The 25,207-nt window shown below is 56.8% G+C and carries 25 protein-coding genes, 1 tRNA gene, 1 pseudogene and 1 riboswitch; of the genes and pseudogenes, 17 read left to right on the top strand and 10 right to left on the bottom strand.

Features of this window, described 5'->3' with window-relative positions; genetic code table 11:
* Window positions 1-42: 42 nt before the first annotated feature.
* Window positions 43-426 carry an RNA polymerase-binding protein RbpA gene (locus ACLI1M_RS05990; RefSeq protein WP_023021567.1) on the bottom strand — a complete coding sequence of 128 codons (384 nt, stop codon included), beginning with the start codon at window positions 424-426 and terminating at the stop codon, window positions 43-45.
* A gap of 130 nt (window positions 427-556) precedes the next feature.
* Between ACLI1M_RS05990 and ACLI1M_RS05985 the strand changes: the two genes are divergently transcribed.
* Genes ACLI1M_RS05985 through ACLI1M_RS05975 form a run of 3 tightly spaced genes read left to right on the top strand, consistent with a single transcriptional unit; the run spans window position 557 to window position 1,781 of the window.
* Window positions 557-898 carry a hypothetical protein gene (locus ACLI1M_RS05985; RefSeq protein WP_034655353.1) on the top strand — a complete coding sequence of 114 codons (342 nt, stop codon included), beginning with the start codon at window positions 557-559 and terminating at the stop codon, window positions 896-898.
* Between the two features lie 3 nt (window positions 899-901).
* The gene (locus ACLI1M_RS05980; protein ID WP_023021568.1) at window positions 902-1,603 is read left to right on the top strand and encodes a YceI family protein; all 702 of its coding nucleotides are present in this window, start codon (window positions 902-904) and stop codon (window positions 1,601-1,603) included.
* 13 nt (window positions 1,604-1,616) lie between these two features.
* Window positions 1,617-1,781 (top strand): hypothetical protein, encoded by a 165-nt coding sequence (locus tag ACLI1M_RS05975; RefSeq protein ID WP_023021569.1) that lies wholly within the window; start codon window positions 1,617-1,619, stop codon window positions 1,779-1,781.
* A 495-nt stretch (window positions 1,782-2,276) separates the two neighbouring features.
* On the opposite strand, the gene ACLI1M_RS05970 is transcribed toward ACLI1M_RS05975, so the two are convergent.
* Complete coding sequence (locus tag ACLI1M_RS05970; RefSeq protein WP_200287501.1) at window positions 2,277-2,750, bottom strand: hypothetical protein; 474 nt, start codon at window positions 2,748-2,750, stop codon at window positions 2,277-2,279.
* Window positions 2,751-2,894: 144 nt separating this feature from the next.
* On the opposite strand from ACLI1M_RS05970, the gene ACLI1M_RS05965 reads away from it, so the two are divergent.
* A complete protein-coding gene (locus ACLI1M_RS05965) occupies window positions 2,895-3,803 on the top strand; it encodes a Dyp-type peroxidase (protein WP_200287502.1) in 909 nt (302 codons plus the stop codon).
* On the opposite strand, the gene ACLI1M_RS05960 is transcribed toward ACLI1M_RS05965, so the two are convergent.
* Window positions 3,800-5,113, bottom strand: a complete 1,314-nt coding sequence (locus ACLI1M_RS05960) for an SAM-dependent methyltransferase (protein WP_200287504.1) — start codon at window positions 5,111-5,113, stop codon at window positions 3,800-3,802. The two genes, ACLI1M_RS05965 and ACLI1M_RS05960, sit on opposite strands and share 4 nt — an antisense overlap.
* A gap of 232 nt (window positions 5,114-5,345) precedes the next feature.
* Here ACLI1M_RS05960 and ACLI1M_RS05955 point away from each other — a divergent pair, with 232 nt between their 5' ends.
* From ACLI1M_RS05955 to ACLI1M_RS05940, 4 genes are all read left to right on the top strand, one after another.
* Complete coding sequence (locus ACLI1M_RS05955; RefSeq protein WP_023021572.1) at window positions 5,346-6,689, top strand: NAD(P)/FAD-dependent oxidoreductase; 1,344 nt, start codon at window positions 5,346-5,348, stop codon at window positions 6,687-6,689.
* 161 nt (window positions 6,690-6,850) lie between these two features.
* Window positions 6,851-6,948, top strand: a riboswitch (TPP riboswitch).
* Complete coding sequence (gene thiM / locus ACLI1M_RS05950) at window positions 6,936-7,748, top strand: hydroxyethylthiazole kinase (RefSeq protein ID WP_248098253.1); 813 nt, start codon at window positions 6,936-6,938, stop codon at window positions 7,746-7,748. Its footprint overlaps the riboswitch before it by 13 nt.
* Complete coding sequence (gene thiE, locus ACLI1M_RS05945; protein WP_023021574.1) at window positions 7,749-8,378, top strand: thiamine phosphate synthase; 630 nt, start codon at window positions 7,749-7,751, stop codon at window positions 8,376-8,378.
* A complete protein-coding gene (locus ACLI1M_RS05940) occupies window positions 8,371-9,906 on the top strand; it encodes a bifunctional hydroxymethylpyrimidine kinase/phosphomethylpyrimidine kinase (protein ID WP_248098249.1) in 1,536 nt (511 codons plus the stop codon). Before thiE ends, ACLI1M_RS05940 begins: the two co-directional genes overlap by 8 nt.
* Here the strand turns inward: ACLI1M_RS05940 and ACLI1M_RS05935 are convergent.
* Window positions 9,903-10,505, bottom strand: a complete 603-nt coding sequence (locus ACLI1M_RS05935) for a class I SAM-dependent methyltransferase (protein WP_034655351.1) — start codon at window positions 10,503-10,505, stop codon at window positions 9,903-9,905. The two genes, ACLI1M_RS05940 and ACLI1M_RS05935, sit on opposite strands and share 4 nt — an antisense overlap.
* A 108-nt stretch (window positions 10,506-10,613) precedes the next feature.
* Here ACLI1M_RS05935 and ACLI1M_RS05930 point away from each other — a divergent pair, with 108 nt between their 5' ends.
* Together ACLI1M_RS05930 and ACLI1M_RS05925 are read left to right on the top strand one after the other, a co-directional pair.
* Window positions 10,614-11,687, top strand: a complete 1,074-nt coding sequence (locus ACLI1M_RS05930; protein ID WP_023021577.1) for a magnesium and cobalt transport protein CorA — start codon at window positions 10,614-10,616, stop codon at window positions 11,685-11,687.
* Between the two features lie 23 nt (window positions 11,688-11,710).
* Entirely contained in the window at window positions 11,711-12,877 is a 1,167-nt protein-coding gene (locus ACLI1M_RS05925) for a saccharopine dehydrogenase family protein (RefSeq protein ID WP_200287510.1), read from the top strand.
* On the opposite strand, the gene ACLI1M_RS05920 is transcribed toward ACLI1M_RS05925, so the two are convergent.
* A complete protein-coding gene (locus tag ACLI1M_RS05920) occupies window positions 12,874-13,320 on the bottom strand; it encodes a PaaI family thioesterase (RefSeq protein ID WP_023021579.1) in 447 nt (148 codons plus the stop codon). The two genes, ACLI1M_RS05925 and ACLI1M_RS05920, sit on opposite strands and share 4 nt — an antisense overlap.
* A gap of 59 nt (window positions 13,321-13,379) precedes the next feature.
* Between ACLI1M_RS05920 and gndA the strand changes: the two genes are divergently transcribed.
* The 4 genes from gndA (at window position 13,380) to ACLI1M_RS05900 (ending at window position 17,992) form a co-directional block, all read left to right on the top strand.
* Complete coding sequence (gndA, locus tag ACLI1M_RS05915; RefSeq protein WP_023021580.1) at window positions 13,380-14,831, top strand: NADP-dependent phosphogluconate dehydrogenase; 1,452 nt, start codon at window positions 13,380-13,382, stop codon at window positions 14,829-14,831.
* Between the two features lie 105 nt (window positions 14,832-14,936).
* Complete coding sequence (locus ACLI1M_RS05910; protein ID WP_023027850.1) at window positions 14,937-16,238, top strand: DEAD/DEAH box helicase; 1,302 nt, start codon at window positions 14,937-14,939, stop codon at window positions 16,236-16,238.
* Between the two features lie 19 nt (window positions 16,239-16,257).
* Window positions 16,258-17,106, top strand: a complete 849-nt coding sequence (locus ACLI1M_RS05905; protein WP_248098248.1) for a 3-methyladenine DNA glycosylase — start codon at window positions 16,258-16,260, stop codon at window positions 17,104-17,106.
* A 40-nt stretch (window positions 17,107-17,146) separates the two neighbouring features.
* Complete coding sequence (locus ACLI1M_RS05900; protein ID WP_200287516.1) at window positions 17,147-17,992, top strand: hypothetical protein; 846 nt, start codon at window positions 17,147-17,149, stop codon at window positions 17,990-17,992.
* A gap of 274 nt (window positions 17,993-18,266) precedes the next feature.
* Here ACLI1M_RS05900 and ACLI1M_RS05895 read toward each other — a convergent pair whose 3' ends face one another.
* The 5 genes from ACLI1M_RS05895 to secA2 all read right to left on the bottom strand — a co-directional run bounded on the left by ACLI1M_RS05895 (window position 18,267) and on the right by secA2 (window position 23,267).
* Window positions 18,267-18,830, bottom strand: coding sequence for a MerR family transcriptional regulator (locus ACLI1M_RS05895; RefSeq protein WP_023021584.1), 564 nt, complete (start codon window positions 18,828-18,830; stop codon window positions 18,267-18,269).
* 146 nt (window positions 18,831-18,976) lie between these two features.
* Entirely contained in the window at window positions 18,977-19,570 is a 594-nt protein-coding gene (locus ACLI1M_RS05890) for a bifunctional nuclease family protein (RefSeq protein WP_239208335.1), read from the bottom strand.
* A 38-nt stretch (window positions 19,571-19,608) separates the two neighbouring features.
* The gene (locus tag ACLI1M_RS05885) at window positions 19,609-20,355 is read right to left on the bottom strand and encodes a MerR family transcriptional regulator (protein ID WP_034655346.1); all 747 of its coding nucleotides are present in this window, start codon (window positions 20,353-20,355) and stop codon (window positions 19,609-19,611) included.
* A 100-nt stretch (window positions 20,356-20,455) separates the two neighbouring features.
* Window positions 20,456-20,890 (bottom strand): oxoglutarate dehydrogenase inhibitor Odhl, encoded by a 435-nt coding sequence (gene odhI / locus ACLI1M_RS05880; protein ID WP_023021587.1) that lies wholly within the window; start codon window positions 20,888-20,890, stop codon window positions 20,456-20,458.
* An 85-nt stretch (window positions 20,891-20,975) separates the two neighbouring features.
* Window positions 20,976-23,267, bottom strand: a complete 2,292-nt coding sequence (gene secA2 / locus ACLI1M_RS05875) for an accessory Sec system translocase SecA2 (RefSeq protein WP_200287520.1) — start codon at window positions 23,265-23,267, stop codon at window positions 20,976-20,978.
* An 87-nt stretch (window positions 23,268-23,354) separates the two neighbouring features.
* Between secA2 and ACLI1M_RS05870 the strand changes: the two genes are divergently transcribed.
* From ACLI1M_RS05870 to ACLI1M_RS05860, 3 genes and pseudogenes are all read left to right on the top strand, one after another.
* Window positions 23,355-24,506, top strand: a complete 1,152-nt coding sequence (locus ACLI1M_RS05870; RefSeq protein WP_248098246.1) for an alpha/beta fold hydrolase — start codon at window positions 23,355-23,357, stop codon at window positions 24,504-24,506.
* Window positions 24,506-24,896, top strand: a pseudogene (locus tag ACLI1M_RS05865) (YchJ family protein). The gene ACLI1M_RS05870 and the pseudogene ACLI1M_RS05865 overlap by 1 nt, the downstream one beginning before the upstream one ends.
* Window positions 24,897-24,967: 71 nt before the next feature.
* A tRNA-Pro gene (locus ACLI1M_RS05860) sits at window positions 24,968-25,041 on the top strand.
* Window positions 25,042-25,207 lie beyond the last annotated feature (166 nt).

Raw genomic sequence — 25,207 nt, 5'->3', positions numbered from 1 at the left:
AGTAAAACTAAGGAGGTACGGGCCTTTGTCTGCGGCAGAACCTTATGAGTTCTTTTGCTGCTGTTCCTGCTGCTCCTTTAGCAGGCGGGCTGCGGAACGGCGACGGGAGCGCAGGTGGTTAATGCGCTCTTCTAGGAGCTCGTCCAGCTCCTCAATGGAGCGGCGCTCACGCAGCATATCCCAGTGGGTACGTGGCGGCTTAGCCGGCTTAGACTCAACGCCTTCACCTTCTACAAGGTGGCCTAGCTTGCCGTTTTTGCACATCCATTCCTCAGGGATTTCAGCATCATCCGCAAAAGGCACCTCATAAATCTCGCCGTCTTCGGTGCGGTACTTCACCATTTGGCGCGGTGCGAGGTCGTGGTCGCGGTCGGTTTCGTAGCTGACTGCGCCCATACGGCTGCCACGGAGTACGCGATCTGCCATGCAACATCATCCTTTTCAAAGAGATCCCTGATTGAGTGCGAAGCAAAACTTCGCCTAAGAGCTACTAATTATAACGAACACCCTCGCGCCTTTGTTCCCAGCCCGCCCAAAATGGACTAAAGTGTATCGGGTGATCCGTACAGCTAGTCGTGAACGCAACGTCGGTTCCTGCCAGTGGTGTGGGAAGGACATTGATCAAGGCGGTAGAGGGCGGCCACGGAAGTTTTGCAGCGCCTCGTGCAAACAGCGGGCGTATGAGCAAAGAAATAATGTTAGTGGCACGGGTATTCCCGCTAACGCTGTGATCCTTACTCCGGAGAAGGCAGAAAGTTTGCGCGACGGACTTTTTGAACTACGTTGTTCCGCAGAAGATATCAATACCGCCGCGGAGGAAGGTGCTAGTGCGCAGGAGCTTGCCGGTTTGTGCGAAGAGCTTGTAGCCCTGGCCCGACGCCTAGAAGGACTTCGATAGAAGATGAAAAAGCTTTTTTATAACCGCAAGCTCGTCATTACCATCTTTGTGGTGCTCATTGTATTGCTCACCGCCGTGGCCATTGGCCCTATGGTGTATTCGCTTCTCAAGGGCGCCGGTGTAAAAACAGAGCCTATTTCCGCCGATGGAGCTAAGGCTGCGTCTACGGAACTAGATGGATCCTGGCAGGTTGCCAAGGGGCGTGCTGATAATCATACCTCGGTTGGTTTTACCTTCAATGAGATCCTACCTGCAGAAAAGACCACTACATCTGGTTCGACTACTGAGGTAACCGGTCAAGCAGAAATTTCTGATTCCACCCTCAAAACCGCGACGGTCACCGTGGATATGGATGAGTTGTCTACGGATAAAAAGGTCCGCGACCAAAATATGAAGTCCAAACTCTTTGAGACGCAACTTTTCCCAGAGTCTTCCTTTAAGCTCACCAAACCCGCTTCGCTTGCCGACGTCCCAGATGACGGCACCATTGGCACGGTAAAGCTCACCGGTGACTTGACCATCAAGGATGAGACACACGAGGTTTCCCAAGACTTTGACGTTCTCCGCGACGGGGATAACATCGTCATCGGCGGCACCGTTCCAGTTAATCGCCTTGATTATGGCGTAGAAACCCCGGAAATGTTGGCCGCAAAGGTTGAGGAAAAGGGCGAGGTCAATCTTCGCATTTCCTTCAAGAAGGACTAATAAGGACGAGCCTATGAACACCCGCCAAATGATCCCGTTTATGTGGCTGCGCCTTCTTATAGTCATCGGCTTTACCATTTTCGTAGCCGTTCAACACATGTGGGTCATCGTAGCGATTTCTGCCTGCTTGGCGCTTTTGACTATATGGCAGCTGTGGAGTGCTTACCGTAATCGTTAAATAAGACATCCAAAGCGAGCGGTAGTTGCCCCGAATATCGTCAATGTGACGTTATATGGTGGTGTGGTTGCATACTCCAGTGGGGGTGCATTTTTGCCAAAATCCACCCGTCTGACCACCCATCGGGAGCCACACGCCATAGATGGCTGGCGCCCGTGGCACGGAGGGGCTCAATAGTGCTTAATAGTTAAGGCGCCTGGCGTCGCAGAGGCAGACTGCATACCGGCGGCCCTCAATAGGATTAGTCAGCCAGCTTGGCGGACCAGTGGCCACTGGAGTGTATCGCGGCAACTGCGCGACATCGCAAAGCAGAGCTTCACAGCAGAAGGCGGAGCGAAGATAATCGCCGCAATAAAAGGAGCAAGCGGGGATTCTGATAAGACCGACCAGAAGGCTCGAGGTATGCCAAGGTATAAATGAGGAACTGCCTAACCATGGATAAATGTCCGATAATGTACATTATGTCATTTAAACTAGGGGTGGCATTCCCCCCTTTTAGTTCCTGACTCCATACATTGATACCTGGACCCCGCCTCTATTGTTCGCTCCTGACAACACGCGCCCGAATGAAGCTTTCCAAATATGACATTCCTTCACGAAGATTGGTCTCTCGTCATTACTCTTGCCGCGGGCGACTTCTTTCTCGGCTTGGTCTCTCGTAGCCCATGCGGCCTTAAGCTCTGGATCGAATTCTGCGCTCGACGGATCCGATCCCTGCGCGTGTCCACCTCTAAATACGATGTAAACCACTTCCGGATGGTGTTCTTCATCCAGTGGACCGTTCCACCCACGCAGGCATGTCTCTTCAGTCCAACAGGTCACCCCTGAGCGGTCTACGCATTGCCCCATGGCTTCTTCTTGGGCGCGCGTCAGCGCAACCCCTGCAAAGGACTCATCAAGTGAATCGTCTTTCCGCGCAAATAATACGAAGATCCGCGCGGTGCTTTTCTTTTGCTTCTTCGTATCCATGCCCCACATCTTCTCACCCGGCTATCGGTTAGTTTTCAACTAAAATGCACACTAGCGCATATAAAGGCCAAGCAGGTCTCTATCAGGGGCGATTCCAAGTCGGCGAACGGACCTGATCACTACTGGGTGCGTAAAATCGGCATTATGACGATTCAGCATGTAGTAGATAAGCCTTCCCGCGCAGCCCTCTTTCTAGTTCTCGAAATCAAGGACGGCTGCGAGCAAGCCACCCGCGACATGCTGACGGGGTTCGCCGGACTCTTCAAGTCCGTGAACTTCCGCTATAACGAAGGCGAGCTTTATACCGTAGTTGGCATTGGCGCCTCCATGTGGCCGCGTTTGACCAGCGCACCCCTTCCTAATCGGCTAAAGGAATTCGAGGCAATTGACGCAGCGCACAAGGCCCCAGCAACGCCAGGCGATATTCTGTTCCACTTCCGCGCTAATAGCTACGATCTCTGCCACGAAATGGCCCGGCAGGTTTTAGACCAACTGGGTGATGCTGCAACGGTCATCGATGAGACCCACGGGTTTAAATACCTTGACCAGCGCGACCTGCTTGGCTTTGTAGACGGCACCGCCAATCCCCTCGCCGAGGAAGCTTTGGATACCGTGCTGCTTGACGACGCCGCCGATTACCCCCGTGGCTCCTATGTCACCGTACAAAAATACATCCACGACCTCGACAAGTGGAACGAGCTGAGCACCGAAGAGCAAGAAAAGGTCATTGGTCGCACCAAGGCTGACGATATCGAGCTCGACGATGATATCAAGCCTTCCAATTCTCACGTTGCTCTCAACGACCTTGAGGAAGATATCTACCGCGAGAATATGGTCTTTGGTTCTTTTGCTGCTGGTGAGATGGGTACTTACTTCATCGGCTATGCAAAGGATCCAGAAAACGTCATGGAACGTCTGCGCAATATGTTCATCGGCAAGCCAGAGGGAAATTACGACCGCATTCTAGACTTCTCCACCGCTCTTACTGGCACCAACTTCTTTGTGCCCAGCGCGGACCTGATGAAAAACTTCGACGAGCTACCGCCCGCCTAGCGGCGTCCCCCACGGTTGCGGTGGACCAATCCAAATTGCACCGCATCAATCATTCCGAGCGTCATTAAGGCCTCGCGGAGGGCAAATTGGAAGTTCCACAGGCGGCGGAATACTGGGTCGAACCCAGCCGCCGCGGCCTCCCGCAGGTGCCCATCAAAAAAGGATCGTTGCTGACGCAAAGATTCTAGGTAGTGCGTCCCCACGTGTGTTTCCGATACGATGCGCAGGTTCGAGTTCTTATCGACGAGCTGGTGCAGCTCCGCAGTAAGCGGATAGTCCAGTGCAGGCCACACATATGCCCGCAAGGCCTGAATCGAGGCCTTTCCGGCGTCGGTCATTGCTTCGGTCGCCACAAGGGACTGAATTCCTGCCCGGCCATTAGGGGTTAAGAACCGGTCGACTGCGCGAATATACTCTTTGCGCTCCTGTGGGCTAAGCTGTTCTATCTTTTCCACGGTGACGATTGCGTCATAGTGTCCGCGCCATTGCTTGGGATTTGGGACAACCCCGGGAATGCGTTCCACATGGATGGAATCATCTGCCCCCTCGAGCACGAGCGCCTCACGCATGTGACTTATCTGCTCTACATCGCTGGTCAATACGTCTACCGTTGCGCGCCGCTTGGTTGCGCGCATGGCAGGCTGCATTCCAGCGGCTGGGTACACCAATAGGTGGGTTCCGGCGCCGGTGCGAGTGACGTCGAGAAGCCAATCAGCGGCGCGACGCTGGGCATCGCCCAAATCATCTCTGTCCACACTCGTGGGCTCGCTTAGCGTCGTGACATCCACGAAGTGGCTTTTCGGTTCCTTGCGGCCGGCCTTGGGGCTATAGCTTTCTACTGTCTCCCTAATGGTCGTCGGCACACCGCTAGAAAAGATGCCACCCACATGGCTTAAACCATCACCGGAATAGAGCCGGACCAAATCCATCGGCAACTCCCCTGGCTCCGAATTGCCGGTGTCTAGCATCTTGGCCTTGGGAAGATATCCCACCCCCAGCAACCGCCCAAGCACTTTTACCAGCTGGGAGGACGAGCTGACGGACCACTCTCCTGCCATAAAGCTTTCTGCGAACCCCAGCCATCCACTGGCGGCGATTCGTTCAAACAAGGCATCGTGTCCGACCTTGAGATCTGGTCCGCCCTCTACTTCCAAGTCGAGTTCCAATCCGGCGTCATCGCAAGCCTTGGCAAATTCAGCCTCTGCACGGCGAGCCTTTAAACCAGGCCAACGAGGTGAAGGGACTGTAGCCACATTGGGCCAGGAATCTGCATCGATGGAGCTCAAATGCTCGGGGCGGATAAAACTCATAATGCCAGGTGCGCTCCTTGGTGGGCGGAGGAAGTCACTATCGGCAATTACCTTAGTCAGCTTGGCACGCACCTCGGCTTAGGCGCTCCGCACAGGCGCAATGGTTCCTGCCGCGAAAATAATAACGATGCACGGAAGTTTATCAGTCAATGAGTATGCACGTTCTGTTAGAAGTGTTTACACTGAATGGGTGCAAAACATTAGCTTTCTTGAGGAAGGTCGCAATAAATCCATGACTGATACCGCTTATCGTCCCAATGGTGGCCGTCACCACGTTGTCGTGGTTGGCGCTGGCTTCGGTGGTCTCAACACCGTCCAGAAGCTAAAGAACGCCGATGTAGAAATCACTCTCATCGATAAGAAGAACCACCACCTGTTCCAGCCGATGCTGTACCAGGTAGCAACAGGCATGATTTCCGCCGGTGAGGTGGCCCCGTCCACCCGCCAGCTGCTGCGCGATCAGGATAATGTTCACTTCGTCAACGCCGAGGTTACCGATATCAACCTGGCTGACCAGACCGTCACTGCCGAGCAGGATGAGTTCTCCCGCACTTACGCATATGATTCCCTGGTGGTTGCAGCGGGCTCCGGTCAGTCCTATTTTGGCAACGACCATTTTGCAGAGTTCGCCCCAGGCATGAAGACCTTGGACGATGCCCTCGAGCTGCGCTCTCGCATCATCTCCGCGTTTGAGAAGGCTGAGCTTACCGATGACCCAGCGGAGCGCGAGCGCCTGCTTACCTTCATCATCGTTGGTGCTGGGCCAACCGGCGTCGAGCTGACCGGCCAGATTGCCGAACTAGCAAACCGCACCCTCAACGATGTCTATTCCAACTACGGGACCACCTCCGCCAAGATCTACTTGCTTGACGGCGCCCCACAGGTACTGCCGCCATTTGGCAAGCGCTTGGGCCGCAAGGCACAGCGCACCTTGGAAAAGGAAGGCGTACAGGTGCACCTCAACGCCATGGTGACCGATGTGACTGCGGATACCGTCACTTATAAGGACATGAAAACCGAGGAAGAGACCACCCTGACGGGCGCTACCAAGATCTGGTCCGCCGGTGTGGCCGCTTCCCCACTGGGCAAGATGGTGGCCGAGCAGGCTGGCGTCGAGGCAGACCGCGCTGGTCGTGTCTCCGTGAATGAGGACCTGACCGTGGGCGAGCACAATAACGTCTACATGGTCGGTGACATGATCTCCCTCAACCGCCTGCCTGGCCTCGCACAGGTTGCTATCCAGGGTGGCGCGCACGTCGCTAAGCTCATTCAGGCAAAGGTGGACGAGGAGTCTACCGCCAATGAGAAGGAAGCCTTTGATTACTTTGACAAGGGCTCCATGGCAATCGTCAAGCGCTTCAACGCCGTCGTCAAGCTGGGCAAGACCGAGTTCGGTGGCTTCGCTGGCTGGGTAGCTTGGCTGGGCCTGCACCTGACTTATGTGATTGGCCTGCGCAGCCGCCTGGCAGTGCTGGTGAACTGGGCAACCAATATTCTTTCCCGTGACCGCGGCAACCTAGAAATCACCACTCAGCAGCGCATCGCGCGCAACATCATTAACAAGAACGAGAAGTAATTACTCCTCGATCGCATCGCCGCTCTCCTGCCTCAATGCAGGGCAAGGGCGGCGATTTTCTATTTTCCTGTCGTTACTCATTGATAGCGATAGCACCACCCCAACTGGGCACTGGAGCGCCGATTTTCGCACATAGTTTCCGTGACCTTTGTTAGGCTGAGAAACGCAACATGGGGTGCCGCACACAGTGCGGCTGAGAAATACCCATCGAACCTGCACTCAGTTAGAACTAGCGAAGGGATAGTTGTGGGATATAGTTTTCTCCGCGCGCACGATGCCGTGCGCGAGTCCACACCACTTATTCAATGTTTGACCAATAAGGTCGTTTCCAACGTCACCGCCAACGCCCTCTTGGCCGTTGGCGCCAGCCCGGCGATGGTTGATACTCCGGAGGAATCCCGCGAGTTTGCACAGGTAGCCGGCGGTGTTCTCATCAACTGTGGCACGCCTAGCTCCGAACAATACGGCGGCATGCGCGAGGCCATCGCGGGTGCGAATGCCGCACAGACCCCCTGGGTACTCGATCCGGTAGGTGCCGGCGGTCTCTCCAACCGCACCAAGTTCATGCACGACGTGCTGCCCCTTGGCCCAGGGGCAATCCGCGGCAATGCTTCAGAAATCATTGCGCTCGCAGGTACCGGACAGGGCGGCCGCGGTGTCGAATCTACTGATGAAGTGGAAGCCGCGTTAGATTCCGCACTAGCGCTTTCCCGGGACACTGGCGCTGTAGTAGCCATTTCCGGCCCACGCGATCTTATCGTCCACGCCGGTGAAACCACGCGCGCTGCCTATCTGCACTCCGGTCATCCGATGCTCCAAAACGTCATTGGTACTGGTTGTTCACTCGGTGCTATCTGCGCAGCATATTTGGCGGCGTGGGAGGATCCTTTCGAAGCAATCATCGCGGCCCACGCACACGTGGGAGCCGCAGGCAGCGTGGCAGCTGAAAAGCACCACGCGCCAGGCTCCTTTGCCGTTGCTTGGCTGGACGCGCTCTACGATGTCCCGACGGCGGACATCGAGGGACTAATCAAGCTCACAGACGTCGAAGGGGTTTAAATGGCAATCGACTGGTCGCTTTACCTTGTCACAGATCCAGATCTGGCAGGCGGGCGAGAAAACGTGGTTCGCATCGTGAAGGAAGCTGTACGCGGTGGGGTTAGCGTCGTCCAGCTGCGGGATAAGGAAGCTAGTGATGAGCAGATTGAACACACCGCCCGCGAGCTGCTGGCCGTGCTCGGCAATGTTCCGCTTTTTATCAATGACCGCGTGGAGGTAGCAGCAAAACTCGGCTGCCATCTACACATTGGTCAAAATGACATGGCCTTTCGTGAAGCCCGAGGGATGCTGTCCGATGAGCAACTTATCGGCTTGTCCATTGGCAACCACGCCGAACTTGCTGCCATTTCGGATGACGCCCGCCCGGATGTCATCGGTATCGGCCCTGTGTATTCTACGAACACGAAGAAGAACGCCCCGGCGGGGATGGGGCCAGATGCAGCAGCAGCCCTCGCCCGCGCCGCACGGGAACGCGGCATTGATTCCGTCGCCATCGGCGGCATTAAAGACCATAACGCGCACGAGCTGGCGGGAAGCGACTTTGCCGGCATTTGCGTAGTCAGCGACATCATGGCGGCCAAGGATCCTGCGGCAGCAGCCGCCCGATTAAAGGAGGCTTTCCATGGCTAAGGGCAACTATCCCCGCGTACTGTCCATCGCGGGTACAGACCCCACGGGCGGAGCGGGCATCCAGGCTGACCTAAAGTCCATTGCCGCTGCGGGCGGATATGGCATGAATGTGGTAACAGCCTTGGTAGCCCAAAACACCCAGGGTGTCCGCAGCGTACATGTCCCGCCAGTAGAATTTCTGCAAGAGCAGCTAGACGCAGTCATTGACGATGTGGAGATAGACGCGGTAAAGATTGGCATGCTTGCAGACGCCGCCATTACCGCCAAGGTCGCAGATTTCCTACGTCGCCTGCCGGAGGATGTTCCCGTGGTCTTGGATCCGGTCATGGTGGCTACCAGCGGGGATAGGCTGCTGGAGCAGGAAGCCGAACAGGCCGTGCGAGATCTGTGTTCCCGGGTGGATATCATCACCCCAAACTTGAAAGAATTGGCTGTTCTCACCAACACCGAGGAGGCAGGCGACCTCGAGCAGGCCATCGCCACCGCTAAACAATGGGCGAAGGAAGCTTCTACTGCAGTTGTGGTCAAGGGCGGTCACCTCGATTCCGATATCGCAGACAATGCGGTAGTGAATCCGGATGGGTCCGTTCACCGCGTCTCCTCGAGCCGGGTGGACACGAAGAATACGCACGGCACAGGTTGCTCCCTCTCCTCTGCTCTGGCTACCCGGCTTGGAGCCGGCGATAGCCACACCGCAGCGCTTACGTGGTCCACCCACTGGCTGCACGAAGCCATTGTGCACGCGGATGCGCTCCAGGTGGGCAAAGGGCACGGTCCCGTGGACCACCTGCACCGCTCGCAGCGCCTCATGCGGGCGGCCTCTACCCTGCCGCAGCCCTACCTGTCCGGCAGCTTGAAGGAACCAGAAAACGTCGAGCAGCCCCGCGTTCCTGCGGCCGGACCACACACGCAACGTCTGTGGAACCTGGCGGGAAATCACTGGGAGGCTATCAAGGCTCTGCCGTTTATTCGGGCATTGGGAACGGGCGCTTTGGATAAAGAAGCCTTTGGGTTCTATCTTGACCAAGATGCCCAGTACCTCAACGCCTACTCCAAGGCCTTGGCGCGCCTAGCCAGCCTAGCCCCTGCAGCGGCACAGCAACTGCACTGGGCCGAAGGAGCGCATGATTGCTTGGCGGTTGAGGCCGAGCTGCACCGCGGCTGGCTCCAAGAGGGCATCACTACCGCAGCTTCTAGGGTTACTAGCGCCTATACGGACTTCCTTATCCGTTCAACTCATACGGATGACTACGTGGTAGGCGCTGCGGCAGTATTGCCCTGCTACTGGCTTTATGCAGAGGTAGGCCTACACCTCGCAGATTTCGATTCCCCAGAACATCCCTATCACTCCTGGCTTTCCATGTACGGCGGTGAAGACTTCCTCAACGGAGTCCGCGCCAGCCTCGACATTGTCGAGCAGGCTCTCAGAGGGGCGGATGAGCGCACTCGTACACGGGCCGAGCGCGCCTACATCACAGCGAGCCACCATGAGGTAGATTTCTTCGACCAAGCCGATAGGCGCTTTTAGGCCAGAAGGTCCGACCCCGGACGCGAAAGGACGGCGACGAGGAAGGTGGAATGCTCCGAGAATAGCTTCATGTCCCACGAGGAGAAGGTGAAGTCGACTCGGTAGCCCACCTTCTGCGCCATATCAAGAAAGTCGGAGAACTCCCAGCCCCGGCCCTCGCCGAAGCCGGTGACCAGGCGACCACCTGGTTTGAGAGAATTAAAGATATTGCGCAAAGCGGGCTCGCGGCCTTCTTTTGCTAGAAAGCCCATCACATTGCCGGCAGACACGGCGATATCAAAGGGGCCTTCCGGCACCTCTTCCTCGCACAGGTCTCCAACGAACCAGTGGCCGTCCGGAAAGTCGTGCTCTGCGTGCTCAATAAGAATGGGATCTACGTCGACTCCCACGACGCTGTGGCCGCGGCGAAGCAATTCGCCACCGACTCGGCCAGTGCCACAGCCGGCGTCGAGGATGGTGGAGTTGCGCTCGACCATGGCATCAATAAGCCGGGCCTCGCCATTGATGTCCTTGCCTTGTGCGGCAAGCAGCTTCCATTTGCGGGCAAAATTATGGGAGTGCTCGGGATTAGCTTCGGTTACTTCTTTCCACGTGGGCATAGATTCGATTATATTACCCGCCTTCGGTGTAAGATTTACCCGCTGCATAAAATCGCCGTCGAATTTTTGCGAACTTGTCCGCACTACCGCGCAAAGGAGGCTGAAACGATGCCATCCGTACCTTCACCCTTTAGGGGCCGCAAGAAACCCGAGCCTCTAAGTAAGCCCACCTCCCTGCCGGTACCGCCGGAACGCGCGATTGAACACTGCCGCGTTTTTGTTGATGGCGAGTCGCTTCCCGGTGAATACTCCACCAGCTCTGCTTTGGAAGCTATCGAAGAATATGGCCGTGGTTTTATCTGGGTGGGCCTGCACGAGCCCTATGAGTCTCAGATGACCAAGGTAGCCTCACAGTTTGGCATCCACGAACTCATCGTGGAAGACGCAGTTATGGCTCACCAGCGTCCCAAACTCGAACGCTACGATGACCAGCTCTTCGTCGTCGCCCGCTCCGTGAACTATCGCGACCATGATGAAGTAACGGATAAGCGCCAGATCATTTCTACCGGTGAGATCCAGATGATCATGGGTTCCAACTTCATCATTACCGTGCGCCACGGGGCAAAGCTTCCCAACTTGGCCTACACGGTGGAAGATGAGCAGGATCTGGTGGAGCTTGGCCCAGTGGCTATGGCCTGGAAGATCCTGGATATGATGGTGGACCGTTACTCGGAGATCTCTCGTCTCATCAGCATTGAGGTCGATGAGCTGGAAGAAGAAATCTTTACCCCTAACCTCAAGTTTGATGTGGACCGCATTTACATGTTCAAGCGTGAGGTGCTGGAGATGAAGCATGCCATCGACCCACTTTCGGTGGCACTGAAATCCATGGTTTCTGACCACAAGGATCTGATTTCTAAGCAATTGCGCTCGTATCTGCGCGACGTCAACGACCACGAGCTCGTAGTCAAAGACCAGGTCTCCAGCTTCGATGAGCGCCTTACCTCGCTTATCGATGCCTCGGTGGCCAAGGTAACCATGCAGCAAAACTCAGATATGCGCACCATTTCTGCGGTCGTTGGCATGTGGGCTGCGCCCACCCTGGTGGCCGGTATCTACGGTATGAACTTCGACATCATGCCGGAACTGCATTGGGCTTTGGGCTACCCCATGGCGATTATCATTATGATTTTGGTCGTTGTGGGCCTGTGGGCTTGGTTCCGAAAGAACCACTGGCTCTAAAAACTGCGGTACGCTCGTATACTATGAGCGATATCACTGTCTATGGTGCCACCGGGCTTGTCGGGCAATTGGTGGCGCGCTACCTTGCCTCGATTAACGCGCCCTCTGTGACTCTGGCCGGCCGGAACCGACCGGTGCTAGCCGCGCTGCGCGATGAACTCAATCAGCACTGGGACATCGCCATCGCCGCCGCCGATGATGCCGACGCTGTGGAGCACATGGTGGAACATACCAAGGTACTAATCACCGTGATCGGACCCTACAGCCTTTATGGGGATAACGTCGTTGCCGCCTGCGCGCGCCATGGCGTAGACTATGTTGACCTGTGCGGTGAGGTTCCCTTTATTCGCCGCAGCATCGATTCCCACCATGCCGTGGCCGAATCTACAGGTGCGCGCATCGTTCATTCCTGCGGCTTCGATTCCGTCCCCTCGGATATTGGCATGCTCAATCTCTACCAGGCGGCAGGAAAGCCGTTTGCACGGGTGCAGATGGTCGTCGACAAGCTCAAAGGCGGAATCTCACCGGGCACCATAGAGTCTTCCCTGCAGGTCTCGCATGCCGCGCACGCGGATAAAGATGTGGCCCGCAACCTGCACAATCCTTACTCACTAGACCCGGATCCCAAGGCCGGGCCACGCTTAGACGGCCTTCAAAATGACTTCGAAATCAAAGAAGTCGACGGCGTGGGCTGGGTGGGTCCATTTTTCATGTCCATGTTTAATACCCGCGTGGTGCGCCGCTCCAACGCTCTGCTTGGGCGGGCGTGGGGCAAGCGCTTGTTTTATAAGGAAGCGTGGTTTGCAGGGACTGGGCTAGCCGGTCGTGCACGGGCCTATGGACTGGCACTCGCCACCAAGCTGCTTTTTGATGGCACCCAATCACGCTTGCGCCCCGTGGTGGAAAAGGTCCTGCCCACGCCTGGGCTTGAGGGCGCACATTTCCACATCAGCCACCACGGTGTGACTGAGGACGGCGAGCGCTGGCTTGCAACCGTCTCAGCGCAGGGGGACCCCGGCTACGAGGTTACCGCCATGATGCTGAGCCAGGCTGCACTCTGCCTACTCGAATCGCGCACCGACTCTGACCGCACAGGAGGCGTGCTTACCCCGGCCACCGGACTAGCTGAGCCGTATTTGGAACGGCTATCCTCCCACGGGATGTCCTTTACTGCCAAGCGGGTGAGCTAACGCAAAATCATGGTGCGCAAAGTGGTGCGGGCAATGAGCTCCCCGCCCTGGCGCATCTCAACGCTCCACAGGTGGGTGCGCCCGCCAAGCTGCACTGGTGTAGCCACAGCCTCCAGTTCCCCCTGTCCCGTAGAGCGGATAAAGTCGCTGGAATTATTCACTCCTACTGCGGGGGCGTCGGCAGCCACCACGCTCGCGATGGAGGCCACGGTTTCTGCAATGGAACAGTACAGCCCGCCATTGGCCACTCCCCAGGGCTGATGATGCTCGGGCTTAACCTGCAGTTTCGCACGCGCTTCGCGCGGGCCTATATGGGTAAATTGCAGCCCTATCAATTCCGCAAGGCCGCCATTGAGGGCATTAAGTGACGCCAATTCTTCTGCAGTGAGTACCCGCGTATGAGCGAGGTGAAGCAAGTCATTGAGTTTCTGCGTATCCGACATAGTCCACCAGCCTAGCCATTGATGCCAGCACCGCATCTCAGTGACGTAGGATAGGCAGCATGACTGATAAGAATGAACTTGCTCAAATTGGCGTCGTGGGATTGGCGGTCATGGGATCTAATTTGGCCCGTAACTTTGCCCGCAACGGCAATACCGTAGCGGTCTACAACCGCAGCCCTGAAAAGACCCATGCGCTCATTGAGGCTCACGGTGAGGAAGGCAATTTCGTGCCTTCGGAGACCATCGAGGACTTCGTGGCTTCTTTGGAGCGCCCACGCAAGGCAATCATCATGGTTAAGGCTGGCAAGGCCACCGATGCGGTCATCGATCAGCTGGCTGAGGCCATGGATGAGGGCGATGTCATTATTGATGGCGGTAACGCGCTGTTCACGGACACCATTCGCCGCGAGAAGGACGTAGCCGCCCGCGGCAAGCACTTTGTGGGTGCTGGCATCTCTGGCGGCGAGGAGGGTGCGCTCAATGGCCCGGCTATCATGCCTGGTGGCCCGAAGGAATCCTGGGAGACTCTTGGCCCGATTCTTGAGTCCATCGCCGCTAATGTTGATGGCACTCCATGCGTTACCCACATTGGTCCAGATGGCGCCGGCCACTTTGTAAAGATGGTCCACAATGGTATCGAATACGCCGATATGCAGGTCATCGGCGAGGCTTATCAGCTACTGCGTTACGGTGCAGGCATGGCGCCGGCCGAGATCGCAGAGGTATTCCGCGAATGGAACTCCGGCGACCTTGACTCCTATCTCATTGAAATTACCGCCGAGGTTTTGGCCCAAAAGGATCCGGAGACTGGTGCCCCGCTTGTCGACGTCATCGTAGACGCCGCCGGCCAAAAGGGCACCGGCCGCTGGACTGCCATCAATGGCTTGGAGCTCGGTGTTCCCATTACCGGCATCGCCGAATCGGTCTTCGCCCGCGCGCTTTCCTCCTCCACCGCGCAGCGCAGCGCTGCCCAAGAAGGCCAGCTGCCTGCCGGCACTATCAAGGAGCTGGACGTGGACAAAGCCGCGTTTATTGAAGACGTGCGCCGCGCCCTTTATGCGGCCAAGCTCATTGCTTACTCCCAAGGCTTCGATGAGATCAAGGCTGGATCCGAGGAATTCGGATGGGATGTGGACCCTCGCGACCTAGCTACTATCTGGCGTGGCGGCTGCATCATCCGGGCCAAGTTCTTGGATCGCATCCGCGCAGCCTACGACAATAATGCAGACCTTCCTGCCCTCATCCTCGATCCTTACTTCAAGGGTGAGCTGGAAGACCTCATCGATCCGTGGCGCCGAGTAGTCGTCGCTGCCACTCAGCTGGGCCTACCGGCCCCAGTCTTTGCCTCTTCCCTCTCCTATTATGACAGCCTGCGCGCCGAGCGCCTTCCCGCCGCCCTGATTCAAGGCCAGCGCGATTTCTTCGGCGCACACACCTTCAAGCGCACCGATAAGCCAGGTGCCTTCCACATCGAGTGGTCTGGCGACCGCAGCTTGACCCAAATCGACTAGATTCGTATTTCTTTGATGGGGCCCTTCGGGGCCCTTTCCCATATTTAGCAGGCGCTTCCACACGAATGCGGCGATCCGCCTTACTGCCGATAGTATGGGTAAACAATGACTACCTTTGCCGATCTCGGCTTACCCCAGCGCCTAGTGCACGTATTGCGTGACCAAGGCATCACCGAACCATTTCCCATCCAAAGCGCCGCGATTCCCGACGTCCTCGCGGGCAAAGATGTACTCGGCCGCGGCCCTACCGGTTCCGGAAAAACCTTTACCTTCGGTTTACCCATGCTCGCGCGCCTTGCCGGAACGGGTGCTTCCAAGCCCGCTCATCCCCGTGCGCTCATTCTTGCGCCAACCCGGGAGTTGGCCACCCAGATTTACCAGCGTCTTGATGAACCTGCGGCAACGCTTGGCTTGAGAGTTCTCGCCGTGGTGGGTGGGGTAAATATCAATCACCATATCCGCTCGCTGGCACGCCCCGTCGATGTTCTCGTCGCCACCCCTGGCCGCGCCCAAGATCTCATAAACCAGGGAAAGCTGTATTTGGATGCGGTCCGCATCACCACCCTTGATGAGGCCGATCAAATGGCCGATATGGGCTTTCTACCCCAGGTACGCAAACTCCTGCGGTTGACCCCAGCAACAGGTCAGCGATTGCTGTTTTCGGCGACCCTCGACGGGGACGTCAATAAGCTGGTGGAGCAATTCCTCCACGATCCTATTGTCCACTCCACTGCTCCGGTTCAAGCTGCGGTGGACTCCATGTCCCATCATCTCTTTTTCGTCGGTGACCGTCCGGCGCGGAATGAAGTAGCCTTGCGAATTGCTGCTCGCCAGGGCAAAACCATCATGTTCATGCGTACGAAGCACGGGGTGGATAGGCAAGTCAAAAAGCTGCGCCGTGCTGGCATCAATGCTTATCCGCTACATGGAGATAAGGGGCAAGGCGCGCGCACCCGCGCCATCGAGGGCTTTAGCGATGGCAGCGTCCCCGTGCTGGTTGCCACAGATATTGCCGCGCGCGGTATCGATGTTGCGGATGTTTCCCTCGTCGTTCATATCGATCCACCCGCAGAACACAAGGCATATCTCCATCGCGCTGGGCGCACGGCACGTGGCGGCGCGGCGGGGACCGTCGTTACTTTGGTCATGGATGAACAACGCAAGGAAGTATCAGCGCTTATTAACAAAGCAGGGGTCACGGCTACTGAGCACGATATTTCTAGCCGCGATAATCCTGCAGGTGCACCTGTACTCAAGGAGGTAACGGGTGCTCGCAAACCGAATGGTCCCGCCCTTCCCCCGCCTGGGCAGGCCACGCCCCAGAACCAAGCGAAGCCCGCAAAGAAGAAATCCCCATCTCAACGCCGCCGCCCAGGTAGTAGAAACACCCGTCGCCGCGGCCGCTAAGACAAGGAGGAATGCCCTCGTGCACACTTTGAGCCCGGATGATTGGCAAGCTCAGCTGCAACAACACGAAAAGCAAGCCACCGACCGCTTACAGCGTTTCCGCCACCCTGGCAGCTATCACCCTGTCTTCGATTTTCTCTTTGAGTACTACCCCGTCCGGCCTTCCCACTTGAAGCGTTGGCACCCGGGTGTAGGAATAGCGCTAGAAGGCACTCCCCCACACGCCGAATGGCGCGACTACCACGCCACCCCAGACGGCGTAACCGTCGATGTGGCTGGCTTTCTACAACGCCGCGGTAGCTCGGTTCGTTATATCTCGAATCTTCTTCGCCACTCTGCAAGCAACCCCGCCCACTTTGACTGCTTTGGCCTGCACGAATGGGCGATGGTTTACCACACAGACACCCCGCGCCATTCGCTTCCTTTGCGCCTAGGTGCAGAAGGCACAAACCGCGTTGTGGATGAACACTCAATTAAGTGCTCCCACTACGATGCCTTCCGTTTCTTCACCCCACCAGCTCGTCCGCTTAACCTCACCGTGCTGCACCGCGAAGACCAGCCCGCAAATGACCAAGCGGGCTGCGTACACGTCACGATGGATCTTTATAAATGGGCGTGGAAGCTAGGCCCTTTGGTTCCCGGCAAGCTATTCCTTGACTGCCTAGATTTGGCGATTGAAGCACGCATCCTAGACATGGAGGCCTCTCCTTATGACTGCCGTGATTGGGGTCTCGGGGTAGTGCCCATCGAAACCCCTGAAGGCAAAGCCGAATATGTCTCTCGGCAGCGTTCCCTGGCGCAGAAGGCCGAACCGCTGCGAGCCAGGCTTGTCGCTGTGATAGATCAGGCACTCGCCCCGCTACAATAAGCCACTAACAACGGCAGTTTGCTTGGGAGGAACACACCACATGGCACGGCATTCAAATGGGAAAAATACCTTCGCAGTAGCGGGATGGGTTATTGCAGTGGCTGTCATCGCGCTTCTGGCCATCATCGCCTTGGTGACCTTCCTCGTGCGAGGTATGGACAACGCCGATGAGAACGATGCCGCTGCTCCCGCAGCTGTTGAAAGCAGCAGCGAGGCTACAACGGAGATGACCACGAAAACGACCTCCAGTGTCCCCACTTCCGCCGCGCCTACCAGTTCTTCCTCTCCACGGAGCTCCGCCCCAGCTCCTAGTTCCGCAGCACAACCCAAACCCGATCTAACGATGGCTGCAAATACCCTACTTCTTTTGGATACTTCCTCCTCAATGGCTCCCATCTACGGTCCTGTCTCCCAGGCCTTGGGCACCACCGCGTCTGACCTAGCTGCTGACGGCGGGGCTGTGTCCTTGTGGAATTATTCTTCACCCATCTCTGAGACGGCAACGGTTGGCTACCGCCAGAACTTGGGTTTTGGGGATGGCAATGCCGTATCCGGCACCCTCGGCGGCTTTGGTACCGGCGGTGTTCCACAAACGCGCAGCGCTGTTGTAGCGGCTGTAGCTAACGCTGCCGACCAAGCTGCAGGTAGCGGCGACAAGGCGCGGGTGCTCGTGGTGACTACAGGTACCGAGCAAGACATGGATGATGCTCAATTTACGGCTGCACTTAAGGACGCTGCTTCGAAGGACGTTTCCCTCAGTGTCGTGCACGTAGGTGAAGGCAACGTGGATGCAGCTCTAAAGTCCGCAGCCGATAGTTTCACCACCGTTGACTCAGCGGAGGAAGCCAAGCTTACTGGCGCTATAACTAAGGCCGCAGGCGTTTAATATCCAACCGCCCTTTCCCTCGGCACCAAACGATTATGTTGGGTGCCTTTATTTCTATCTCCATAGAGGTACCGACAGCTAGGCACAGGTGGCACTTCAATAATCGAGCCCGTGTTAAAAGCCGGATTGAAGCGCCTTGGGCTAGGGCCCAGCGACGCGAAGAGATAAAAGGTTCCGAGGGGCGCTTAACGTAGGCTGCTCGTTGTTTGGAGATCAAAAATCCACCCTATTTCCCCGTGAGCCGGGAAATAGGGTGGATTCTTATGTTCAAAGCCTAGGAGCTCTTGCGCTTGCGACGGGCAGCAAGCTCGTCGAGCCCGACGACGTTGTCCTCGGCGAAGTCTTCGATGCGTTCCGAAGGGAAAGAAGAAATGGTACCGGACAGTTCCTTCAAGATACCAGGAACTGCAATGCCAAAGACGCCCTGGCCACCGGCAAGCAAGTCAATTACCTCATCGTTAGAACGGCACTCATACACGGTGGTGCCATCTGATACGAGGGTGAGCTCTGCCAAATCATTGACACCACGATCCCGCAGGGACTCAACGGCCAAACGGATATTTTGCAGGGAAATGCCGGTATCTAGCAGGCGCTTAACAATCTTGAGTACCAATACATCCTTGAAGGAATACAGGCGCTGGGAACCAGAACCACGTGCCGTTCGGATGGACGGATTCACCAAGTTGGTGCGTGCCCAATAGTCCAGCTGGCGATAAGTAATGCCGGCAACCTGGCAGGCAATAGGCACGCGGTAGCCCACTTCCTCATCAGGTCCGACATCAAAAAGTGATTCCTGTACGTAGGTGGATTCGGACTGGGAGTCCTCGATAATGCTCACGTAATTACTCCAATGGGGTTTGTTGGAAGTTCTAAAGATCAATTAAAAGCCAAGCGCATGCACCCGTCAAGCGCTGCCTGCTCAACTTTCAAGTACAACTTTAGACTTCTAGAACCACATTGTCACCATTAGTCACACGCGTGTCATTAACTTTTTTCTTCATCATCCCCCGAAAGGAAATCCTTTTCTTCCATTCCCAAAGATCTCATCATGGCCTCGAAATCCGCATCTGCCTGCGCATTCCCTGATGCCGATGTGGAAGACTCCGCGTTTTCGCTGCCAGTTTCCGAATCATCTTGAGAAGGGGTAGAAATCTCCAAGTCGAAATATTCTTTCAGATCCGCATCACTGGCATAAACGGATACCTGCGCGAGGAGCTCCGCCTCGGCAGAAATGGGGACATTGAAAAATTCGGATACAGCTAGCGCATCGCTAACCCGAGCATCATAAGCCTCGCCGTTCGCAGCCTTAATGTCTACCATGAACGTTCCCTGGTGGTAGTTGGCAACGTCTATGGATTCCACCCCGCCTGTTGCCTCAAGGATCTCGCAGATCAGATCGTGCGAGTTGGGCCGGTTTGGCTGGTGCCCATCTAAAGCGGCGGCCAATTGCATGCCCTCAATGGGAGAAATCCACACGGGGATCAAGCGATTTTCCTCTGGCCAGCGCAACAATGCGCAGACATCATCTTCAGGACCGACTTGGTGGATTCCGTGGAACTCTAGGGTTACATCACTCATGACTACCACTCTCCCACAAAGATGGAATTGGTGGTGTATTAAGCCTGGTATTCGTCACGTAGGTCTGATTTCACCAGGGTCGCATGCAAAGACACCACGAGCGCGGTCATCTGCTGGGAGATTTCTTCCGCCTTCTGGTGTGCAGTATCAGAGTTTGAGTGTGCCACTGGAGCTGCGGCCTGGGAAATCAGGTCAGCCTGCCGGCGCGCGTTATTGCGCAGGGACTTAAGCTCACGGGCACCGAAACCAAAAGCCTTGAGGGCCACGGCGGCTGAGACAATAGCCACGTCATCGGTATTGAAAAACCCAGCAGCATCTGGGCGAATGAGGCCGTACTTCACTAAGGATGCGACGTCATCTTCACTGGACCCCGCCTGCGTGGCTACCTCTACATCAGTCAAACGCGTGACGACAGGGGCCTTAAACTGCTGCGGGGACAGGAGGGTTTCGGCATGGCCCGCAGAAACAATGGCGGTGACCTGACCGGAATCCATGGCCTCTAGCTGCTCACGGATAACCTTTAGCGGCGTATAGTTATCGCGCTGAGTGGTGAGAATATAACGCAGCCGGTCCACGTCTTCTTGGGTGAAGCGGCGGTAGCCCGAGGCCGTGCGCTGCGGGCTAATAAGCCCCTCTGATTCAAGGAAGCGAATCTTGGACACCGTGACGTCTGGGAATTGCTGATTCAGCGTCTCCAAAACCACGCCAATGGACATAGTCTTAGCCTTTTTAGCTTTGGGGCTGGTACGGCGTACTGCTGCTGCCGAAGAATCTGCTGCGCTCACTGTGTCTATCTCTTAGGGGTCCTGAAAAAAGTTCTTATCGTGCCATACGTAGACTACACCGCCCTTCCTCGAACGGAAGCGCGGCTGGTCTACGAAAGAATTAGCTCTGGTTAGCGATGAAAACCAAACGGAACTTGCCAATCTGGATTTCATCTCCCACCTCGAGCACCTGGGAGTTGCGTGGCTCGCGGTTCACGTAGGTTCCGTTGAGGGATCCCACGTCAACTACCTCAAACTTGTCATCATCATTCTTGCGGAATTCCGCGTGACGGCGGGATACCGTAACATCATCGAGGAAGATGTCCGCCTCGGGATGGCGGCCAGCGGTGGTAGTCGCCTGGTCCAACAAGAAGCGGGCACCCGCATTCGGGCCGCGCTTGACCACCAAGAGTGCCTGGCCCTCTGCCAGGTTATCGGTACCGGCAACGGCAGTCTCGTTGCCATTCGCGCCGTTTTCCATCTCCTTGAGCAGGTCTGCGCGGAATACAGATGTGGTCTCTACCTGTGGTTCCGGGGTTCCGGTGTTCTCGCTCATTGTTACCTCCGGGGATTAGTTACGAGTTACTTATGACAATACTAGCGACTTATTTGGGTCCGCGACCCTTTGGTGGAGATTTATTTCACCGGAAAATGTTTCCGATACCGCTCAGCACGGAATTTCCCTTGCCCGCAAGGGGGTTATCGGAAACCATGTAGGTCCACGTAGCACTCGGGCGGGCTAGGCCGGCGTCATCAAGGTGCGCCCCGGCGGCGTCGATAAGCACTGTGTGGAAGGTTTCCACCGACTTTTCGACGGCCCGCTGGGCCAAGTCCTTAAACTCCCTTACCGCAATGCGGTGGTATTCATCGATCGGCGTCTCGCGGGCGATAGCGCGCAAGTGAATGGACTCACGGACATCGTCCATGAGCTCCAGATGGTCGGCCCATGCAAGGTCCAAGTGATAAAGCATGATTTCGCGTGCGGCCTTAACGCGAGCTTCCTCGGGAACCTCCGCAAGCTCTGCTGCGCGCTCTGGGGCGCGTTGGGAAAGCTCCTGCCAGGCTTGATCGGTATCCAAAAGCTTGGCTCGGCGCTCATCAATGATGATGCGTTGATCAGCTAAGAGCTGATTGTACTTCCATGTCTGGGCATGGATCTCGAGCAATTGCCCTTCGGTCACGCGCTGGCAGTGCGCTACAAAGTCACTGACCCGTTTGGACTCGATACGTCCGTCCTCGGCCGGTTGGGCGCGGACAGTTTCGCCGTCGCCGCCTTGCTGAACCACGTCATCCTCCAAGGAGACAAAGAAGAGGGAAAGCCCCGGATCTCCTTGCCGGCCCGCACGCCCGCGCAGCTGGTTGTCCAAGCGGGCGGTGCGGTGCCGCGAGGTACCGATGACCGCTAGGCCGCCAAGCTCCGCTACTGCGTCATGGTCGGCCTCACTAGCGCCGCCCAACTTGATATCAGTACCACGACCGGCCATCTGGGTAGAAACGGTAACGCGCCCGATATCTCCGGCCTCGGCGACTATCCGCGCCTCTTGCTCATCATTTTTGGCGTTGAGGACATTGACCTCAATGCCCCGCTTGCCCAGTGCATCTGCCAAATCCTCCGATTCGGCGACATCCTGCGTGCCCACCAGGATGGGTTGCCCCGTAGCGTGGATGGCGGCGATTTCTTCCACGATAGCGGCAGATTTATCCTCGACCGTCGCAAAGATACGGTCTTGTTCGTCAAACCGCTGCAGAGGCTTATTACGGTCAATAACAGAGACGTGCAGACCGTAGAACTGGCGCAGCTGATCGGTTGCCTCCACCGCGGTGCCCGTCATCCCGCACACCAGTGGGTAGCGCCGCATAAGTTCTTGCAAGGTGATGGTATCGAGAATGCGCCCACCTTCAGAGACTTCCAGGCCTTCCTTGGCCTCTACCGCCGCTTGCAGGCCATCGGGCCAGCGCTGCAGGTCGGCAACGCGGCCCCGCGAGGCATCGATAAGCTGCAGCTTGCCGTCAACCACAATGTAGTGAATGTCTCGGATAAGCAGCGCTTTGGCATGCAGAGCAAGGTTAACCTTCACCAAAATGGTGCCGATATTCTCCTCGGAATAGAGCGAATCAATGCCCAATTCTTGCTCCACACGGCGCGCACCATCTTCGGTCAATTGAACGGTGCGGCCGTCCTCAGAGATGATGTAGTCCAGCTTTTCGCGCAGGTGGGAAACCACATTGGTGATATGTCCGGTGGGTGCTTCGCCCGGTCGGTTTCCGGCAAGTACCAGCGGCACAAGGGCCTCATCTACCAAGACGGAGTCGGCTTCGTCCACCAAGGCAACATCCCCGGCGGCCTGCACGGTGTGGGAACGGTCAGTGATCTGGTTATCGCGCAGCAGGTCGAAGCCTAGCTCGTTCACGGGCGCATAGATAATATCCTGTGCGTAGGCAACGCGGCGCTCGTCCGGAGTCATGCCCTCTGTTACCGAGGCAACGCTCAGGCCAAAGAACTCCACTACGGGGCGCATCCATTCGGCGTCGCGAGCAGCAAGATAGTTATTGACGGTAACTACATGGACGCGCTTTCCGGTCAGCGCAAAGCCGGTGGCAGCCATGGCACCCACCAGTGTCTTGCCTTCACCGGTGGCCATCTGGATGACGTCTCCGGTGAGTAGGCGCAGGACCGCTTGTGATTGCACGTTAAAGGGGTTCATGCCCAGGGTGCGTTCGCAGGCCACTGCCAGGGCCGCGAGGAACTGCGCCTTGTCCACTATCTCACCGGACTGAACGGCATCGCGCGCGGCCTGGGCCACAGCTGCGTCATCGTGCTGGCTCAATGTCCGGGCAGCTTCGTCTGCCGAACCCACGATGGCCTTGGATTTCTTATTATTACGCTCGCTTTGCGAGCCCATTGCCTTCCAGAACCAATCAAACGCGCCCATGACTCATCCTCCTTAAATGGATTGCTCCTATCGACTGTAGTCAACCTCGTATGGATTGCGGGAAAGAGGCCCGTTATTCTAGTTCTCATGCAATCCGTCAATGTAAAGCTGCCTTCGAGCCGGGGTACTGAGATGGCTGGAACCATCGACTTCCCGGATTCTCCCCCGATCGCCTACGCCATCTTTGCCCATTGCTTCGCCGGCTCCCGCCATACCCCTGGTGCCGCCCGCACCGCGAAGCAGCTCACCGAGTTCGGCATCGCCACGCTGCGCTTTGATTTTCCCGGCCTGGGCCAGTCCGCCGGTGAATTCGGCGATACTACCTTTAGCCAAAACGTCGATGACATCCACGCCGCAGCCGCGTGGCTGACGGAACACTATTCTGCACCCCAATTGCTGATGGGCCACTCGCTGGGCGGAGCCGCCGCTTTGAAGGCAGCTAAGACCATGAAGTCCCTCAAAGCGGTAGCTACCCTCGGCGCCCCGTTTGATCCAGCCCACTCCGTGCTTCACTACGCGGATAAGATTGGCGAGGTCGACGCCAATGGTGAAGTAGAAGTCGTCCTCGGCGGCCGCGGGCTCATCATCTCCCGCAAGTTCTTGGAGGACTTGGCAGATACCAACCCCGAGGAATATCTGCCTAAGCTACGCAAGCCCTTGATGGTGTTGCACTCTCCCATCGACCAAACCGTGGGTATCGATAATGCGCAGAATATCTTCCTCCTCACGCGCTACCCCAAGTCCTTGGTCTCCCTCGACAAGGCCGACCACCTGCTCACCAAGCAAGGTACGGCCGCTCGTGCAGCGGATCTCATCGGGGCGTGGGCCGAGCAGTTTATCGTTCCCGATTACACGCCGGAAGAAGTAGGTACCGACGCCGCTGTTGCGCAGCCGGCTACCGGCACCAAATTCGGCGTGGTCGTGCGCCACAATGACCATAGCCTTAGCGCCGACCGCACTAAAAAGAACGGCGGCAAGGGCAAGGGTTTTACCGCCGAGGGCCTTCTTATGTCTGCCCTCGCTGCGGCGTCGACCCAAGCTATCAAGGAGGCTGGCAAAAAGCTCGCGCTTGACGACGTCCATGTGAGCATCATCCAAACCGGCCCTGCCAGCTTCGAGCGCCGTATCGAACTCGCCGGTAACCTCTCAGCGGAAGAGGTATCAATTTTGCACTCTGCCGCGAAGGATACTGATGTCCAGCGCATGCTAGGCAACGTCACCATCGTGGACGCACACTAATGCCTGCTTATGACTCCTCGCGCCGCTGTCCTTGTGGCACCGGCCTTTCCTACGGCGAGTGCTGCGGCAAGTACCATGCCGGTAGCAATGCGCCCACCGCAGAAGCGCTCATGCGCTCCCGGTTTAGCGCTTTTGTTACCGGCGACGAGGAGTACTTGCTGCGCACGTGGGACCCTGTCACTCGACCTGAGGCCCTCGACTTGGCAGACTCCCCCCATTAGGTTCTACCGCCTCGATATCCTAGATACCCAAGGCGGCGGCCTTATGGATAGTTCCGGCGTAGTGGAATTTGAGGCGTTTTATAAGGGAGCAGCTGTCGGTTCGCAGCGCGAACGTTCCTCGTTCCGCCGCTTCGACGGTACGTGGGTGTATTCCACCGGCGAGCTTTAACGCAGGTTACACCCCAAATTTCACAGTAGAATCCTACTGATGTAATCTAGATGAGTCGCACAGTGCGACGGCGGGCTATGGCGCAGTTTGGTAGCGCACTACACTGGGGGTGTAGGGGTCGCAGGTTCAAATCCTGTTAGCCCGACAAATAGCGGCGACGGTTTTGCGAATCTAGCTTAAATCATTTGCGAAACTGCTCCGCATAGCTAAACCCACCGCTTTATCGCGGTGGGTTTAGTCGTTTTCGCTTCGGCTCGGGTCTGAAACAATAAGAAACATTACATGGTTCGTCCCCTCTAAAACGACTTCTA

Origin of the sequence: Corynebacterium sp. LaCa54, from assembly GCF_046717495.1 — a bacterium.
GTDB lineage: Bacteria > Actinomycetota > Actinomycetes > Mycobacteriales > Mycobacteriaceae > Corynebacterium > Corynebacterium kefirresidentii.
The sequence above is the reverse complement of the archived record's forward strand: the minus strand, read 5'-3'. Positions and strand labels throughout refer to the sequence as shown.